This is a genomic window from Streptomyces sp. (genome assembly GCF_019510245.1).
Taxonomy (GTDB): domain Bacteria; phylum Actinomycetota; class Actinomycetes; order Streptomycetales; family Streptomycetaceae; genus Streptomyces.
This window is the reverse complement of record NZ_JAEKKT010000065.1, coordinates 1-17,280: the sequence shown is the minus strand read 5'-3', so window position 1 is coordinate 17,280 and position 17,280 is coordinate 1. Positions and strand designations below refer to the sequence as shown.

General features: G+C 70.1%; 12 protein-coding genes and 1 pseudogene. 6 read left to right on the top strand and 7 right to left on the bottom strand.

What is annotated here, in order from left to right:
- Nucleotides 1–1,132 (bottom strand): recombinase family protein (locus tag JF597_RS03625; protein ID WP_293988607.1); only part of this gene is annotated, 1,132 nt, incomplete at its 3' end.
- Between the two features lie 29 nt (nucleotides 1,133–1,161).
- Between JF597_RS03625 and JF597_RS03620 the strand changes: the two are divergent.
- Nucleotides 1,162–1,842: pseudogene (locus tag JF597_RS03620) on the top strand (LLM class flavin-dependent oxidoreductase); the annotation flags it as partial.
- Nucleotides 1,843–1,911: 69 nt separating this feature from the next.
- Nucleotides 1,912–2,799, top strand: coding sequence for an HAD-IIB family hydrolase (locus JF597_RS03615; RefSeq protein WP_293988605.1), 888 nt, complete (start codon nucleotides 1,912–1,914; stop codon nucleotides 2,797–2,799).
- Nucleotides 2,800–2,818: 19 nt separating this feature from the next.
- Here the strand turns inward: JF597_RS03615 and cydD are convergent, their stop codons facing one another.
- The 4 genes from cydD to hisC all read right to left on the bottom strand — a co-directional run bounded on the left by cydD (nucleotide 2,819) and on the right by hisC (nucleotide 10,287).
- On the bottom strand, nucleotides 2,819–6,379 hold the full coding sequence (gene cydD, locus JF597_RS03610) for a thiol reductant ABC exporter subunit CydD (protein ID WP_293988603.1): 3,561 nt from the start codon (nucleotides 6,377–6,379) through the stop codon (nucleotides 2,819–2,821).
- A 22-nt stretch (nucleotides 6,380–6,401) separates the two neighbouring features.
- A complete protein-coding gene (gene cydB / locus JF597_RS03605; protein WP_293988601.1) occupies nucleotides 6,402–7,409 on the bottom strand; it encodes a cytochrome d ubiquinol oxidase subunit II in 1,008 nt (335 codons plus the stop codon).
- 18 nt (nucleotides 7,410–7,427) lie between these two features.
- Nucleotides 7,428–8,936 (bottom strand): cytochrome ubiquinol oxidase subunit I, encoded by a 1,509-nt coding sequence (locus tag JF597_RS03600; RefSeq protein WP_293988598.1) that lies wholly within the window; start codon nucleotides 8,934–8,936, stop codon nucleotides 7,428–7,430.
- A gap of 271 nt (nucleotides 8,937–9,207) precedes the next feature.
- Complete coding sequence (hisC, locus tag JF597_RS03595) at nucleotides 9,208–10,287, bottom strand: histidinol-phosphate transaminase (protein WP_293988596.1); 1,080 nt, start codon at nucleotides 10,285–10,287, stop codon at nucleotides 9,208–9,210.
- Between the two features lie 470 nt (nucleotides 10,288–10,757).
- Between hisC and JF597_RS03590 the strand changes: the two genes are divergently transcribed.
- From JF597_RS03590 to JF597_RS03580, 3 genes are all read left to right on the top strand, one after another.
- The gene (locus tag JF597_RS03590; protein WP_293988594.1) at nucleotides 10,758–11,870 is read left to right on the top strand and encodes a LacI family DNA-binding transcriptional regulator; all 1,113 of its coding nucleotides are present in this window, start codon (nucleotides 10,758–10,760) and stop codon (nucleotides 11,868–11,870) included.
- A gap of 255 nt (nucleotides 11,871–12,125) precedes the next feature.
- Complete coding sequence (locus JF597_RS03585; protein WP_293988592.1) at nucleotides 12,126–13,214, top strand: metallophosphoesterase; 1,089 nt, start codon at nucleotides 12,126–12,128, stop codon at nucleotides 13,212–13,214.
- A 181-nt stretch (nucleotides 13,215–13,395) separates the two neighbouring features.
- The gene (locus tag JF597_RS03580) at nucleotides 13,396–14,265 is read left to right on the top strand and encodes a hypothetical protein (RefSeq protein WP_293988590.1); all 870 of its coding nucleotides are present in this window, start codon (nucleotides 13,396–13,398) and stop codon (nucleotides 14,263–14,265) included.
- Between the two features lie 105 nt (nucleotides 14,266–14,370).
- Here the strand turns inward: JF597_RS03580 and JF597_RS03575 are convergent, their stop codons facing one another.
- The gene (locus JF597_RS03575) at nucleotides 14,371–14,817 is read right to left on the bottom strand and encodes a helix-turn-helix domain-containing protein (RefSeq protein ID WP_293988587.1); all 447 of its coding nucleotides are present in this window, start codon (nucleotides 14,815–14,817) and stop codon (nucleotides 14,371–14,373) included.
- Nucleotides 14,818–14,911: 94 nt separating this feature from the next.
- On the opposite strand from JF597_RS03575, the gene JF597_RS03570 reads away from it, so the two are divergent.
- Entirely contained in the window at nucleotides 14,912–15,850 is a 939-nt protein-coding gene (locus JF597_RS03570; RefSeq protein WP_293988584.1) for an NADP-dependent oxidoreductase, read from the top strand.
- 161 nt (nucleotides 15,851–16,011) lie between these two features.
- Here the strand turns inward: JF597_RS03570 and thiC are convergent.
- Nucleotides 16,012–17,280, bottom strand: a 1,269-nt coding sequence (gene thiC / locus JF597_RS03565) for a phosphomethylpyrimidine synthase ThiC (RefSeq protein ID WP_293988582.1), incomplete at its 5' end; no start/stop codon positions are given.

The window sequence follows — 17,280 nt, the reverse complement described above, 5'->3', positions numbered from 1 at the left end:
CGAGTTGCCGCTGGTCGGCCTCGACGGACTCCGCCGCCGCGTCCGGCAGCGCGGTCGACGCGAGCTTCCCGGAGACCGTGAGCCTGCCGAGCAGATCGATGGCGGCCTCCGTGACGAACTCCTCCAGCTTCACCGCGGCAATCCGGCGCACGCACTTCTTGTCGCCGTTGCGGCTCTTGCGCGTGCACAGGTACGACGGCACTGCGCCGACCTTCGTACCGGACATGAGAGTGCCGCAGCGCGAGCACATGACCAGGCCGCGCAGGAGGTAGAAGCGCCGCAGCTCCAGATTGGTCTGGTGGATCGCGGACCGGTACTCGCGCCGGGCCCGCGTCTCCTCCCACGTCCCCTGGTCGATGATCGCGGGCCACTTGCCCGGGCCGACCTCCTCGCCCTGGTGCATGCGGATGCCGGCGACGTGGCGGGAGTCGAGGAGGGCGCGGACCGTGCCCTGCGTCCACTCCTTGTCGTACACAGTCTTGATGCCGCGCTTGTGGAGCACCAGCGCGATCGCGCTCGGACTCTGCCCCTTGAGGTAGCGGTCGAAGACCTCGCGGACGATCTCGGCCTCGTCCTCCCTGATGGTCATGCCGTCGGCCTCGTATCCGAAGCGACGTTTGCCCGAGTGGGGGAGGCCAGTCTCGGCGCGCTCCTTCAACGCCGACTTCAGCCGCCGCGAGGTGTCGTCGGACGAACGGCAGGCATGGGCGACCTCGATGCGCAGGATGAACCGGTCGTCGGGGTCTGACAGATTCCGCCGGTTCGCCTCGCCGTGCAGCATGATCTGGTGCTCGTCCGAGACCTGGAGCAGCTCCTCCAGGTCCCTGGGCTGCCGCATCAGCCGGTCGGGGTGGTACGCGATGACGTGCCGGAACTCGCGCCGCTGGGCGCGTTCGAGAAGCTGGTCCCAACCCGGCCGCTTGCGGCCCCGACTCCATGCCGAGCGGCTGTTGTCGACGAAGACGTGGGCGGGGTCGATGGTGAGGCCCCGGCGCTCGGCGATTTCCCGGCAGATACGTTCCTGCCGATCGACGCCGGTCTGGTCGTCGTCGTCCGCCTGGGATATCCGGCAGTAGAGAGCCGCTGGCTCACCTGGGGTTATGGTCGGCTCGTGGGGCCTGGGTCGTCGCATGGGACCGATGGTATGAGCATGCAGTGGGCTCGCCGAACTTCCGGCATCCGGTGCCCCTCGCCAAGGAGCTGATCTCCCTCGACGACATCTCCGGCGGCCGCGTCACCCTCGGCATCGGCGCGGGCGGCAACGGCTTCGACGCCACCGCGCTGGGCCAGGAGCCGTGGACCCCGCGCGAGCGCGCCGACCGGTTCGCCGAGTTCGTGCCGCTGCTGGACCGGCTGCTCACCGAGGAGTCCGTGACGTCCGAGGGCGAGTTCTACTCGGCCCACGAGGCACGCAACATCCCGGGCTGTGTGCAGCGGCCCCGGCTGCCCTTCGCGGTCTCCGCCACCGGACCGCGCGGGCTGAAGCTGGCCGCGCGGTACGGCCAGGCGTGGGTGACCACCGGCGACCCGAAGCTGTACGAGGACGGCACGCCCGAGCAGTCGGCCGAGGCGCTGCGCGGGCAGCTGGGGAAGCTCGCCGAGACCTGCGCGGCGATCGGCCGGGACGTGGCCGAACTGGACAAGATCCTCCTCACCGGGTTCACCCCGGACCGTGGCCGCCCCCTGGAGTCCCTGGACGCCTTCGTGGACTTCGCCGGCCGCCACCAGGAGCTGGGCTTCACCGAGCTGGTGATCCACTGGCCCATCCCCGACTCGGACTTCGCGGCCGAGCAGAAGGTCTTCGAGCAGATCGCCATGGAGGCTCCGGCCCAACTCGGCTGAGACGGCCGAGGACGCTTCGGAGTCGCCTGTGTCTCATCTGTGCGCCCGGCCGCCCGGCCGTGCGGGCATATGCGCCAGAATGGCCCGGTGACCTCAGCGACCCGACAGCCCGAGACCCCCGCCTTCGCGACCCCGCCCCGCCTGATCGCCACCGATCTCGACGGCACCCTGCTGCGCGACGACAAGTCGGTCTCCCCTAGGACGGTCGCCGCTCTGGCCGCCGCCGAGGAGGCGGGTATCGAGGTCTTCTTCGTCACCGGCCGCCCGGCCCGCTGGATGGACGTCGTCAGCGACCACGTCCACGGCCACGGCCTGGCGATCTGCGGCAACGGCGCGGCCGTGGTCGACCTGCACGGCGGCCCCGGCGCCCACCGCTTCGTGAAGGTGCGCGACCTGGCCCGGGAGAACGCCGTGGATGCCGTACGGCTGCTGCGCGAGGCCGCGCCCGGCACGGTGTACGCGATCGAGCAGACGTACGGCTTCCACCAGGAACCGGCCTATCCCAAGCTGCACCTGGAGATACCGGACCACCTGCTGGCCGCCGAGGAGATCCTCGCGGCCGACGGTCCGAGCGCCGGCGAGCCCGTGCTCAAGATCCTCGCCTACCACCCCGACCTCGACCCCGACGCCTTCCTCACCCTCGCCCGCCTCGCCGTCGGCGACCGCGCCACCGTCACCCGGTCCAGCCCCAGCGCCCTGCTGGAGATCAGTGGCCCGGGCGTCTCCAAGGCGAGCACACTCGCCCTGGAGTGTGCCGAACGCGGCATCTCGCACGAGGAGGTCGTCGCCTTCGGGGACATGCCCAACGACGTCGAGATGCTGACCTGGGCCGGCCAGTCCTACGCCATGGGCAACGCCCACCCCGCCGCCGTCGCCGCCGCCTCCGGCCGCACGGTCGCCAACAACGAGGACGGGGTGGCCGTCGTGATCGAGCAGCTGCTGGCCGCGCGCGGCTGAGACGGCCCGCTGTGCCGGGCTACCGCGCTCCGACCAGCGACTCCGTCGCCGCCTCCCGCTCCGCCATGTCGCGCAGCGGTCCGGCCGCGGCGGCGAGCTCCGCGTAGCTCCCGCGCTGCACCACCCGGCCCGCGTCGAGGACGATCACCTCGTCCACGGCCTCCAGGCCCGCCAGCCGGTGCGTGACGAGCAGCGTCGTACGGCCCTCGGTGGCGGCCAGCAGGTCCGCGGTGAGCGCGTCCGCGGTGGGCAGGTCGAGATGCTCGGCCGGCTCGTCCAGCACGAGCACCGGGAAGTCGGCGAGCAGCGCCCTGGCGAGGGCCAGCCGCTGCCGCTGCCCGCCGGACAGCCGTGCCCCGTGCTCGCCGACCAGGGTGTCGAGTCCGTCGGGCAGCCCGTCCACCCAGTCGAGGAGCCGGGCCCGGCCCAGCGCGTCCCGCAGATCCTCCTCGGTGGCGTCCTTCCGGGCGAGCAGCAGGTTCTCCCGCACGGAACTGTCGAAGAGGTGCGCGTCCTGGGCGCACAGCCCGATAAGCCGCCGCACGTCGTCGCTGTCCAGGCCGTACGCGTCCACGCCGGCGAGCGTGTAGGAGCCCGCGGCCGGGTCGAGGAACCGCAGCAGGACCTGGGCCAGGGTCGACTTGCCGGCGCCGGAGGCACCGACCACGGCGACCCTGCGCCCCTCGTGCAGGGTGAGGTCGAGCCCGCCGAGCGCGTCCCGCGCCTGCCCCGGGTACCGGGCCGTCAGCCCCTTCAGTACGACGGGGAAGGGCGCGGCGGGCGCCTGACGCGGTCGCTCCGGCTCCCGCACGGGCTCGGGCGCGTCCAGCACCTCGTAGATGCGCTCGGCGCTCCTGCGCACCCGCTGCCGGTGCCGCACGGCAAGTGGCAGACCGAGCACGGCCTCGAAGGCGGCCAGCGGAGTGAGCACGACGACCGCCATCGCCACGCCGTCCAGTCGGCCGTCGGCGACCCCCTGGGCGCCCAGCAGCGCGGCGGCCACGACGGTCAGGCCGGTCAGCAGCGCGGTCAGCCCGTCGCCTAGTGCGGTAGCCGTGGCCCCTCGCGACGCGATGCGGGTGAGCGTGCCGTCGGCCCGCCTGACCGCGTCGGTGCGGGCGGGCAGCGCGCCGGCGACGGTCAGTTCGGCGGTGCCGGTGAGCAGGTCGGTCACCCGGGTGGCGAGCAGCCCGCGGGCCGGTGCCAACCGGTGTTCGGCGCGCCGGGCCACCGCCGAGGTCACCAGCGGGACGCCGGCACCGGCTGCGAGCAGCCCTGCGGCGAGCGCCGCTCCGGCCTCGGGCAACAACCAGGCCGTGAAGCCCACGGCCCCGGCGGACACCGCCACCGCGGCCCCGACCGGAAGCAGCCACCGCAGCCAGTAGTCCTGAAGGGTGTCCACATCGGCGACCAGTCGGCTGAGCAGATCGCCCCGTCTGGTCGCCCGCAGCCCGGCGGGCGCGAGCCGCTCCAGCCGCCGGTACACGGCGACCCGCGTGTCGGCCAGCATCCGCAGCACCGCGTCGTGCGACACCAGCCGCTCGCCGTACCGGAACACGGCCCGCCCGATCCCGAAGGCCCGCGTGGCCGTCACCGCAACCATCAGATACAGCACCGGCGGCTGCTGAGAGGCCCGCGAGATCAACCACCCGGAGGTCGCCATCAGCCCCACGGCACTGCCGAGCGCAAGAGCCCCGAGCAGAAGAGCGAGCAGCAACCGCCCCCGCCGCGCCCCGGAGGCAGCCCGAACCCGGCCGAGAACACTCCGCCGACGCCCGGCCCCCGACGCCCCGGAGCCGCCCAACCGAGCACTACCCATCCCACCGAGCCGACCTGCGCCCTCGCCTCCCAGCCCACCGAGCCCCTCCGCGACCTCGCCTTCCCGTTGACCGATTCGGGTGGGGCGATGGCTCTGGGGGTCCAGGGTGCGGAGCCCCCTGGGAGCCTCGCCGCCGGAGAGCCGCACCACCCGGTCCGCCGCCGACAGCAGCGCCGGCCGATGCACCACCAGCAACACGGTGCGCCCCTCGGAGAGCCGCCGTACCGCTGCCACGACCTCCCCCTCGGTCACCCCGTCCAGCGCAGCCGTCGGCTCATCCAGCAACAGCACGGGCCGGTCGGCGAGGAACGCCCGCGCCAGCGCCAGCCGCTGCCGCTGCCCCGCCGACAGACCGGCCCCGTCCTCGCCGAGGACCGTCCCCGCGCCCTCCGGCAGCGCCTCCACGAACTCCAGCGCCCCGGCGTCCCGCAACGCCCGCCGTACGGCGTCGTCGTCCGCGTCGGGACGCGCGAGCCGTACGTTCTCGGCGATCGTCCCGGCGTACAGATGCGGCCGCTGCGGCACCCAGGCGATCCGCGACCGCCACTCCGCCAGGTCGACGTCGGCGAGTTCGGCGTTGCCGATCCGTACCCGCCCCTGTGTCGGCCGCACGAACCCCAGCAGGACGTTGAGCAGCGTCGACTTGCCCACACCGCTCGGACCGACCAGCGCGACGGTCTCCCCGGGTTCGACTGTGAACGACACATCGGTCACCGCGTCCGCCGAGCGTCCCGGGTAGCGGACCGTCACGCCGTCGAAGACGAGGGCAGCGCCGCTGGGCACCGCACCGGCCCCGGAAGCCGGTGCCGGCGTCTCCAGCACCGCGAAGATCTCCTCCGCAGCCGCCAGCCCCTCAGCCGCCGCGTGGAACTGGGCTCCCACCTGTCGCAACGGCAGATACGCCTCGGGCGCCAGCACCAGGATGACCAGCCCGATGTACAGGTCCATGTCGCCGTGGACGAGCCGCATGCCGATGGTCACGGCGACCAGCGCCACCGACAGCGTGGCGAGCAGTTCCAGCGCGAACGAGGAGAGGAAGGCGATCCGCAGCGTCCGCATGGTCGCCTGCCGGTACTCGCCGGTGATCCGGCGGATGGACTCGGCCTGTGCCTTGGCCCGGCCGAACACCTTCAGCGTGGGCAGCCCGGCGACCACGTCCAGGAAGTGGCCGGAGAGCCGGGACAGCAGCCGCCACTGCCGGTCCGTCCGGGACTGGGTGGCCCAGCCGATCAGGACCATGAAGAGCGGGATCAGCGGCAGGGTCCCGACGATGATCGCCGCGGACACCCAGTCCTCGGTGACGATCCGCGCCAGCACCGCGACCGGCACGACCACCGCCAGCCCCAACTGCGGCAGGTAGCGGGAGAAGTAGTCGTCCAGGGCATCGACACCGCGCGTGGCAAGCGTGACCAGCGAACCGGTCCGCTGATCGCTCAGCCAGCCGGGACCGAGTGCCACCGCCCGGTCGAGGAGTCGGCCACGCAGCTCGGACTTGACCGCGGCGCTCGCCCGGTGCGCGGCAAGCTCGGTGAGCCAGGAGACCACCGCCCGGCCGACGGCCACGGCGACCAACAGCAGCAGGGGAGTGCGGAGTTCGGAGACCGAGTGGCCATGCTGGAAGGCGCCGACCACCACGTCGGCGATGAGCATGGCCTGGGCGATGACCAGTCCGGCCCCGACGGCACCGAGGCCGACGACGGCCACCAGGAAGAGGCGGGTGGCACGGGCGTAACGCAGCAGACGGGGATCAATTGGTTTCACGTGAAACACCCCACCCTCGGACTCAGTGTGCGGCTTCGGTCGCGATGTGCTGCGTACCGATCCGCTTGCGGAACACCCAGTAGGTCCACCCCTGGTAAAGCAGGACGAGCGGCGTCGCGATCGCCGCGAGCCACGTCATGATCTTCAGGGTGTACGGGCTCGACGAGGCGTTGGTGACCGTGAGGCTCCACTCCCCGTTGAGCGACGACGGCATGACGTTCGGGAAGAGTGACAGGAAGAGCATCGCCACGGCGGCCACGATGGTCACGCCGGAGAGGGCGAACGCCCATCCCTCACGGCCCCGCAGATTCGCCCCGAGAGCGGCCACCAGCGCGGCGACCGCGACGACCAGTGCCACCAGGCTCTTGCCGTCACCGCTGTCGACCTGGGTCCACACCAGGAAGACCAGCGCCAGTGCGGCGGTGAGGACACCGACCTTGGTCGCCAGCTTCCGCGCCCGTACCCGGATGTCACCGACCGTCTTGAGCGCGGTGAAGACCGAGCCGTGGAAGGTGAACAGGGTCAGCGTCACCAGTCCGCCGAGCAGGGCGTACGGGTTGAGCAGGTCCCAGACGGTTCCGACGTACTCGAAGTTCCGGTCGATCTTGACACCGTGCGCGATGTTCCCGAAGGCCACGCCCCACAGGAACGCCGGGATCAGCGAGGTCCAGAAGATCGCGGTCTCCCAGTTGCGCTGCCACTTCTCCTCGGGCCGCTTGGCCCTGTACTCGAAGGCGACGCCCCGGACGATCAGGCAGACCAGGATGACCAGCAGGGGCAGGTAGAAGCCGGAGAAGAGTGTGGCGTACCACTCGGGGAAGGCGGCGAAGGTGGCGCCGCCCGCGGTGAGCAGCCACACCTCGTTGCCGTCCCAGACCGGGCCGATCGTGTTGATCAGCACCCGCTTCTCCAGGCGGTCCCGAGCGAGCAGCTTGGTGAGGATGCCGACCCCGAAGTCGAATCCCTCCAGGAAGAAGTAGCCGGTCCACAGGACGGCGATCAGGACGAACCAGACGTCGTGAAGTTCCATGACTGCGTCTCCCTCGGCCTAGTACGAGAAGGCCATCGGCTTGTCGGCGTCACGGGCCTCGCCGCCGATCTTCGTGGGCGGGTTGAGATCGTCCTCGGTGAGCTCGGGCGGGCCCGCCTTCACGTACTTCACGAGCAGCTTGACCTCGACGACCGCGAGAACGGCGTAGAGCGCGGTGAAGGTGATCATCGAGATGAGGATCTCGGTCTGGGAGACACCGGGGGAGACCGCGGCGCGGGTCTGCAGCACGCCGTAGACGACCCAGGGCTGACGGCCCATCTCGGTGAAGATCCAGCCCCAGGAGTTGGCTATCAGCGGGAAGCCCAGCGTCCATATCGCCACCAGCCAGTACAGCCTGCCGAGCCTGGGGCTGAGGGCCTTGTTCCTGAAGAGGACCAGGTTCGGCACCTCGTCCTCACCGACCCGCAGGTGCTGCGGCAGCATGAACTTCTTGCGGGTCAGCCAGAGTCCGGCGAGGCCGATGGCGAAGGACGCCATACCGAAGCCGATCATCCAGCGGAACGCCCAGAAGGTGACCGGGATGATGGGCCGGTAGTCGCCGGCGCCGTACTTCTGCTGCTCGGCCTTGTTGGTGTCGTTGATACCGGGCACGTACGAGTTGAAGTCGTCGTCGGCGAGGAACGACAGCACGCCCGGGACGGAGAGCTCGACGGTGTTGTGGCCCTTGCTCACGTCGCCGTAGGCGAAGATCGAGAACGGGGCCGAGTTCTGGCCGTCCCACAGGGCTTCGGCGGCGGCCATCTTCATGGGCTGCTGCTTGAACATGACCTTGCCGAGAGTGTCGCCGCTGACCGCGGTGAGCAGACCGCCGATGACCACGGTGATCAGGCCGAGCCGCAGCGAGGTCTTCATCACGCCGATGTGCTTCTTGCGGAACAAGTGGAAGGCGGCGATGCCGACCATGAACGCGCCGCCGGTGAGGAAACAGGCGCTCAGCGTGTGGAAGGCCTGGGCCAGCGCGGTGTTCTGGGTGAGGACGGCCCAGAAGTCGGTGAGTTCGGCCCGCCCCTTCGCCTTGTCGATCTTGTAGCCGACGGGGTGCTGCATCCACGAGTTGGCCGCGAGGATGAAGTACGCGGACAGGATCGTGCCGATGGAGACCATCCATATGCAGGCCAGGTGGATCTTCTTGGGCAGCTTGTCCCAGCCGAAGATCCACAGCCCGATGAAGGTGGACTCGAAGAAGAAGGCGATCAGTGCCTCGAAGGCGAGTGGAGCACCGAAGATGTCGCCGACGAACCTCGAGTAGTCGGACCAGTTCATACCGAACTGGAACTCCTGCACGATGCCGGTGACCACGCCCATGGCGATGTTGATCAGGAAGAGCTTGCCCCAGAACTTGGTCGCCCTGAGGTACTTCTCCTTCTCCGTGCGCACCCAGGCGGTCTGCAGGCCGGCCGTGAGGGCGGCCAGCGAGATCGTCAGCGGGACGAACAGGAAGTGATAGACGGTGGTGATGCCGAACTGCCAGCGCGCCAGCGTCTCCGGCGCCAGAGCCAGGTCCACGTCGTCAGTCTCCTTACGTCGCCGTGGTACAGCGGCATGTGCCCCCTTTGTCACGTACATTACGGAGCAAACGGGACGCGCTTGTGAATGCATTCACATTCACAAGCCATTATGGCGCACTCACTCTCGAACATCGAAGGGGGGTCGCACTTGGGCCGTCCGGCCCCTCCGGAACATGCGAACGGGGCCGCTCGGCCCTCATTCCGGCCGTGCGACCCCGCACACCTCGCACCCCGTCGACCGCCAGGGCCTCCCGGCGGCCCCGCGGACGCTACAGATCCTTGCGGAACGCCTCCGTCACCTTCAGGAAGATGTCGTTCGCCTCGGTCTCGCCGATCGTCACCCGCACGCCCTCGCCCGGGAACGGCCGGACGACCACCCCGTGCTCCTCGCTGAGCTGCGCGAACGCGGTCGTCCGCTCCCCCAGCCGCAGCCACACGAAGTTGGCCTGGGACTCGGGCACCGTCCAGCCCTGCCCGCGCAGCGCCTCGACCACGCGCTGCCGCTCGCATACCAGCGAGCCGACCCGGCCCAGCAGCTCGTCCTCGGCACGCAGCGAGGCGATCGCCGCCTCCTGGGCGAGCTGGCTCACGCCGAAGGGGACCGCCGTCTTGCGCAGCGCCGCAGCCACCGGCTCGTGCGCGATCGCGAAGCCGACGCGCAGCCCGGCGAGACCGTACGCCTTGGAGAAGGTCCGCAGCACGCAGACGTTCGGCCGCTGACGGTAGATCTCGACGCCGTCGGGCACCTCGAGGTCGCGGATGAACTCCCGGTAGGCCTCGTCGAGGACCACCAGCACGTCACTCGGCACCCGGTCCAGGAACCGCTCCAGCTCGGCCCGCCTCACGACCGTACCGGTCGGGTTGTTCGGATTGCAGACGAAGATCAGGCGAGTGCGGTCGGTGATGGCGTCCGCCATCGCGTCCAGGTCGTGCACGTCGCCGGGCGTGAGCGGCACCTGGACCGAACGGGCGCCGCTGATCTGCGTGACGATCGGATACGCCTCGAAGGACCGCCACGCGTAGATCACCTCGTCGCCGGGCCCGCTGGTGGCCTGGATCAGCTGCTGGGCGACACCGACCGACCCGGTGCCGGTGGCCAGGTGACCGAGCGGAACGCCGAAGCGGTCCGAGAGCTCGTTCATCAGGCCGGTGCAGGCCATGTCCGGGTAGCGGTTGAAGGAGGAGGCGGCCGCGGTGACGGACTCCATCACGCCGGGCAGCGGGGGATACGGGTTCTCGTTGGAGGAGAGCTTGTACGCGACCGGGCCGCCGGCCGCCGCCGGCTTGCCCGGCCTGTAGGTGGGGATACCCTCCAGCTCGGCGCGCAGCTTGGGGCTCGTCTCGCTCACCGCAGTCCTCCTCGCGACCACCGGCGGACCGTCCGCGCCGCCGGCATCCAATACTGCTCACCTTATGAGGATTCGGCGCCGCTGCGTACAGCAGAAGAGGGCGCGAAGAGCCGGGCCGGCGCGGCGGCGGAAGGACGAGCGGCCGGAACGACGAACCTCATCCGCACCACCGGCATCACGGGCATCACCGCACGAAGGCGCATTTATCGGGGGCGCGCCCTACATATATCTACGCGCCGGTGGCTCACGCCGTAGCGCGCATCACCCGTGCAGGTGAGTTGAGACCTCTTCGAAACATCGGGCACTTGGCAGGCCCATCCGTGCCGACAAGTCACGTCTCACTATTGGATCGTTCAACTGACTTTCTTTCTAAGGCAGTTGGCCCACATTGACCTTGCAGAAACGTGCCTGTCAACGCGTGCATATGCGTCCGCACTACCCCACCGCATGAGCCCTACTATCGGCTCGCCATGACAGCAGCAGGGAAGCACCAGGTGAGCCGCGCGGAAACCTCTCGGCGAGGCAGCCGGCCAGGCCGGGCGGGCATCAGAGACGTGGCCGCCGCCGCCGGAGTCTCCATCACGACCGTCTCCGACGCCCTGAACGGCAAGGGGCGGCTCCCGGATGCCACCCGCCGCCATGTCAGAGAGGTCGCCGACCGGCTGGGGTACCGCCCCTCGGCCGCCGCCCGCACCCTCCGTACCGGCAAGTCGGGACTCATCGGCCTGACCGTGACGACGTACGGGGATGAACCTTTCACCTTCACCGAGTTCGCGTACTTCGCCGAGATGGCGCGGGCCGCCACCTCGGCCGCGCTCGCCCGTGGCTACGCCCTGGTCATCCTGCCCGCCACCTCACGGCACGACGTGTGGTCGAACGTCGCCCTGGACGGCACAGTCGTCATCGACCCCTCCGACCAGGACCCGGTGGTCAGCGAACTGGTCCGGCAGGGCCTGCCGGTGGTCTCCGACGGCCGCCCGGCCGGCTCCCTCCCGGTCACCGCCTGGGTGGACAACGACCACGAGGCCGCCGTACTCGGCATCCTCGACCATCTCGCCGCCGCGGGCGCCCGCCGGATCGGCCTGCTCACGGGCACCACGACGGACACGTACACCCACCTGTCGACCACCGCCTACCTGCGCTGGTGCGAGCGTGTCGGCCAGGACCCGGTCTACGAGGCCTACCCGGCGCACGACCCGTGTGCGGGCGCCGTCGCCGCCGACCGGCTGCTGGCCCGCCCCGACCGCCCCGACGCCGTCTACGGACTGTTCGACCCCAACGGCACCGACCTGCTCGCCGCCGCCCGCCGCTACGGGCTCCGCGTCCCCGACGACCTGCTGCTGGTGTGCTGCAGCGAGTCGACCGTGTACGCCAACACCGAGCCGCCCATCACCACGCTCTCGCTGAAGCCGCGCCGCATCGGCACGGCGGTCGTGCAGCTGCTCATCGACGCGATCGAAGGGGTCGAGTCGGACCAACCGGTCGAGCAGGTGATACCGACCGAACTGATCGTGCGTACCTCCTCCCAGCGACGTACCCAGCGCACCACGGTCAGCCCGCCGCGGGCACCGGAGGAGGAGTAGCACGGAAGCGCGGAGATCGGGGCGGCGCGGCTGCCGGGTGCCGTGGGACGGCGGCCGGCAGCCGAACGGCGGGTGGTCGAACCCCTGCCCAACCGGGGCGAAAGCCACGCTGAACTGGAGTACTGCCCGGATTCACCACCCCTGGGTCATCACACGGCGCTACGGGCATTCCTATGATGGGCCCACGACACCGCGGGCCGCTGCGACCAGGCAGTCCGAAGCGGTGCAGATGCGGCGCGATGGTGGAGGGGTCTGATGACTCAGGGGGCCGGTCAGGGACCCGAGACGGAGCGGACGGCGACGTTGCGCGACTTCCGGGTGCCCGGATACGTCAACGAGACCGGTCCGTACGCCCCCGGCACCCACCCCGGCGACGTCGTCCCGCCCCGCGACGACATGTACCCCGAGGGGTATCCGGACGGGTACACGCCCACCCAGCGCGACCTGCCCGTCATCAACCGCGGCGACACGCTCCAGGCGCCCGTCGAACCGGCCGCCGTGCAGGCCGCGCAGCCCGCGGACGGTCCCGGCCCGCTGTACGTCGTCGGTGACGTGCACGGCTACTTCGACGAGCTGGTCGCCGCGCTGCAGGAGCAGGGCCTGACCGACGCGGACGGGCACTGGTGTGCGGGCACCGCCCGGCTGTGGTTCCTCGGCGACTTCACCGACCGCGGCCCCGACGGCATCGGCGTCATCGACCTGGTGATGCGGCTGTCCGCCGAGGCGGCCGCGGCCGGCGGCTACTGCAAGGCCCTCATGGGCAACCACGAGCTGCTGCTGCTCGGCGCCAAGCGGTTCGGCGACACCCCCGTCAACTCCGGCGCGGGCACCGCCACCTTCCAGGCGGCCTGGCTGCTCAACGGCGGCCAGAAGACCGACATGGACCGGCTCCAGGACCACCATCTGCAGTGGATGGCCCGGCTGGACGCCGTCGAGGAGGTCGACGGCTATCTGCTGGTCCACTCCGACACCACCGCATATCTCGACTACGGCGACTCGATCGAGGCGGTCAACGACACCGTCCGCGAGACCATCACGCGTAACGACGCGGACGAGGTGTGGGATCTCTTCCGCAAGTTCACCAAGCGCTTCTCCTTCCGCGACGAGGGGGGTGCAGACGCCGTCCGTTCCCTCCTCGATACGTACGGCGGTACCCGCATCGTTCACGGGCACAGCCCGATTCCCTATCTGCTGGGCGAAGTCGGCTCCGAGGAGGGCGAGGAGGGCACCGGCCCCGTGGTGGAGGGACCGCACGTCTACGCCGACGGGCTCGCCATCGCCATGGACGGCGGCGTGACCATGGCCGGAAAGCTGCTGGTGAGGCAACTCCCGCTGAACACCTGAGCGTTAACCGGGCGGTTTCAACCCCCCGACGTCACACACGGGCCACCCCCAATTTCCGGCAACCCCCTGTCACCGTGTGCCGTAACGGCTCTACCATCGGTTTATCCGTAGCAGGCTCCCCTCCGTTTCTGCCCGACGGCTCGCCGGCGTGCGAGCCACCAGCCCTACGGAGCATCGGGGGATGCACATGAACAGCGTTCCGCAGCACCTGCACAGCGAGGACCGCCACGAGTACGAGCGGATCCTCGACGAGGCGCTGCGCTCCGCCCCGTACCGTCCCGAACTGGCCGGTACAGGCCGGCACCTGAACACCGAACAGCTGCGCACCATGGCGCTCAACGCCACCGCTCTGATCACGGCGGCCGCGGCGACCGAGTACCAGCACTATGTGAAGGTCCGCGAGGAACTGCGCAATCCGGCGCGGTCCACCCCGGCCACCGTCCAGGAGTCCGGCTCCGCAGAGCCGGGCCCGGGCGGCGCGACGGGGCTCGCCACCACCCTCGGCGAGGCCGCCGAGACCACCGGCGCCGGGGGCTTCGCCCTCGCCCTGGTCCTGGCACCGGTGCTCGCCGGCACCGCCGCCGCGATCTTCCTGCTCGTCGGCTACGTCCTGAAGATGCTGGACCCGGCCCCGGCGTTCGCCCAGACCATGCTCACCGCCGGCTGGGTGTTCGGCGTCGTGACCGCGGCCGCCATCATCATGGCCGGCGCCGGACTGCTGCTCACCGCACTGCGCAACAGCCCCTCGCTGGAGGCCGGAGCCTACGGCGAACCCGGCGGGGAGGTGGCCAAGGCCCGGGAGGCCTGGCGGGACGCCCTGCTGGAGCGCGGCATCCTGCCCTTCCTGCGGGAAGCGCTGGCCGCCGACTCCGGCACGGCCGGACTGCGCCGTACCGCCCCGTCGGGCCCGGCGGGCCGGATGCCGCGTCTCGGTTACGACCGTCCCGGCTTCAGCACCGACGACGGCGCCGCACCCGCCCCGCGCCCGAGCTTCACCAGCCCGGACTACACCAGCCCGGACTTCGGAGGCCCGGAACACCAGCCGGAATAGCCCGGCTTGCGCCCCCGGCCAGGGGGCGCAGGCCGGACACCACCGTCACTCCGTGATCGGCAGGTACACGGCGGATGTCCTGGGAGATCCTCATCGAGGAAAGGGTCAGCCTCGCGTCTGACCGCCACCAGCAGACGCCCTTCCAGCCGCACGTGGTTCGCGGGTGGTTCGCTCGTCGAACTCCTCTCGTGCAGCCTGGACAGCAGCGATGTTGGCCTGAGACCAGTCGGTGATGCTCTGCAGCAGTCCCCCCACCTCCTGGCCCATCCCCGTCAACTGGTACTCCACGCACGGTGGCACGGTCGGATACACGGTGCGGGTCATCAGGCCGTCGCGCTCCAGCGCGCGCAGGGTCTGCGTCAGGACCTTCGATGTGACGCCATCCAGCCGTCGGCGCAGCTCGGCAAATCGCATCGGCCGGCCGTCCTCAAGTGCCACCAGCACCAGCATGGTCCACTTGCCGGCGATCAGCTCCAGCACGGAACGGGTCGGGCAGTCGCGCAGGAAGACATCCACGCCACCGTGTTTCCTCAGGTCGAAGCCGGTATCCATGAAGAACCTCGGTATCAGACAAGTGCCTTCTTCCGTGGGGCTCTCGCTCGGTCCGACCATGGAAAGCACCGCGATCCATTGACGAGGAGCCCCGATGTCCGCCCATATGCACGCCGTCGTCCAATTCCGGTTCGGCGGTCCGGAGGTGCTGACCTACACCGAGACCGATGTGCCGGAACCTGCGGCCGGGGAGGTGCTGCTGCGGGTGGCTGGTGCCGCAGTAAACCCGGGTGACGCGGTTCTCCGGTCCGGACGCGTGCCGGAGCTGATCACCCTGCCGTGGACGCCGGGCAACGACGTGTCGGGGGTCGTCGAGCGGATCGGCGCGGGCGTGACGCGGTTCGTGCCGGGCGACAGGGTCTACGGCATGCTGCCGGTCACTCAGCGCGGCGCGTACGCCGAATTCACCGCCGTGCCGGCCGACGCACTGGCTCTGGCGCCCAGGAATCTCGACCTCGTTCACGCGGGGGCCGTACCTCTGGTCTCGTTCACCGCGTGGCAGGCGCTGGCCGTGCTGGCGCGGGTCCAGCCCGGCGACCGGGTACTGATCCACGCTGCTGCGGGCGGTGTCGGCCATGTCGCGGTTCAGCTGGCCAAGGAGCTTGGGGCGCATGTCATCGGTACCGCTCGGGCAGCCAACCACGACCGTGTACGTGGTCTGGGAGCCGATGAAGTGGTCGACTACACCACCACAGACTTCCGGACCGTCGTGGCGCCGGTGGACGCCGTCCTGGACCTGGTCGGCGGTTCCTACGGGGCACGCTCCCTCGATGTGCTCCGGCCGGGCGGTCTGCTCATCGGAGCGTCGATCGACCCGGGAACGGACGAGCGGCAGGCCGCCGCCCGTGGCCTGCGCTATGCATGGGTCACGGCAGAGCCCTCCGGGGAGCTGCTGGAGCGGGTCACCGAACGCATCGAGGCCGGTCGGCTGCGAGTCACGGTCCAGGACACGTACCCACTGGCACGAGCCGCCGAGGCGCACCGCACGATCGAGACGAAGCGCACCAGCGGAAAGATCGTCCTTGTGCCGTGACCACTTCCGGCAGCCAGGGCTCCTGCCCCTGCTCCACCACCTGATCACGACCGCGGTGGTGACCGAGCGGGGTTTGAGTAGAGCTCTCCTGACTGTCACGGAGCCACTCCACGGAATGCCCGTGGAGCAGCCCACCGTGGACGACGCACGCTCGGCGCCAGTCAGTCGGCGATCGGCAGGTACACCCGGTTCCCGCTCGCCGCGAACTCCTTCGACTTCTGGAGCATCCCCTCCGCGACCTCCTCGGCCGACGCCCCCTCAGCTGCCGCGCCACCGAACCGCTCTGTGATGCTTTGGCTGATCTTCATCGAGCAGAACTTCGGCCCGCACATCGAGCAGAAGTGGGCCGTCTTCGCCGGCTCCGCCGGGAGCGTCTCGTCGTGGAACTCGCGGGCCGTGTCCGGGTCCAGGGCGAGGTTGAACTGGTCCTCCCACCGGAACTCGAAGCGGGCGTCGGACAGCGCGTCGTCCCACTCCTGCGCGCCCGGGTGGCCCTTGGCGAGGTCGGCCGCGTGGGCTGCGATCTTGTAGGTGATGACGCCGGTCTTGACGTCGTCCCGGTTGGGCAGGCCCAGGTGTTCCTTCGGCGTGACGTAGCAGAGCATCGCCGTACCCCACCAGGCGATCATCGCGGCACCGATGCCGGAGGTGATGTGGTCGTACGCCGGCGCGACGTCCGTGGTCAGCGGGCCGAGCGTATAGAACGGAGCTTCATCGCAGATCTCCTGCTGAAGGTCGATGTTCTCCTTGATCTTGTGCATCGGGACGTGACCCGGGCCTTCGATCATGGTCTGTACATCGAAACGCCTGGCGATCCGGTTGAGTTCCCCGAGCGTGCGGAGTTCCGCGAACTGGGCCTCGTCGTTGGCGTCCGCGATGGAGCCGGGGCGCAGCCCGTCGCCCAGCGAGTACGTGACGTCGTAGGCGGCGAGGATCTCGCAGAGTTCCTCGAAGTTCTCGTACAGGAACGACTCCTTGTGGTGCGCGAGACACCAGGCCGCCATGATCGAGCCACCGCGCGAGACGATGCCGGTCTTGCGGTTGGCGGTGAGCGGCACGTACGGCAGGCGCACGCCCGCGTGGACGGTCATGTAGTCCACGCCCTGCTCGGCCTGTTCGACGACCGTGTCCTTGTAGATCTCCCAGGTCAGCTCCTCGGCCCTGCCGTCGACCTTCTCCAGCGCCTGGTAGAGCGGCACCGTGCCGATGGGGACGGGGGAGTTGCGCAGCACCCACTCACGGGTGGTGTGGATGTTGCGGCCGGTGGAGAGGTCCATGACCGTGTCGGCGCCCCAGCGGGTCGCCCAGGTCATCTTCTCCACCTCCTCCTCGATGGAGGACGTCACCGCGGAGTTGCCGATGTTGGCGTTGACCTTCACCAGGAACCGCTTGCCGATGATCATCGGCTCGATCTCCGGGTGGTTGACGTT

Coding starts and splice junctions, on each gene's coding strand:
- JF597_RS03615 (WP_293988605.1), top strand. CDS start 1,912: ATGCGCCAGAATGGCCCGGTGACCTCAGCGACCCGACAGCCCGAGACC.
- cydB (WP_293988601.1), bottom strand. CDS start 7,409: ATGGAACTTCACGACGTCTGGTTCGTCCTGATCGCCGTCCTGTGGACC.
- JF597_RS03590 (WP_293988594.1), top strand. CDS start 10,758: ATGACAGCAGCAGGGAAGCACCAGGTGAGCCGCGCGGAAACCTCTCGG.
- JF597_RS03585 (WP_293988592.1), top strand. CDS start 12,126: ATGACTCAGGGGGCCGGTCAGGGACCCGAGACGGAGCGGACGGCGACG.
- JF597_RS03580 (WP_293988590.1), top strand. CDS start 13,396: ATGCACATGAACAGCGTTCCGCAGCACCTGCACAGCGAGGACCGCCAC.
- JF597_RS03575 (WP_293988587.1), bottom strand. CDS start 14,817: ATGGATACCGGCTTCGACCTGAGGAAACACGGTGGCGTGGATGTCTTC.
- JF597_RS03570 (WP_293988584.1), top strand. CDS start 14,912: ATGTCCGCCCATATGCACGCCGTCGTCCAATTCCGGTTCGGCGGTCCG.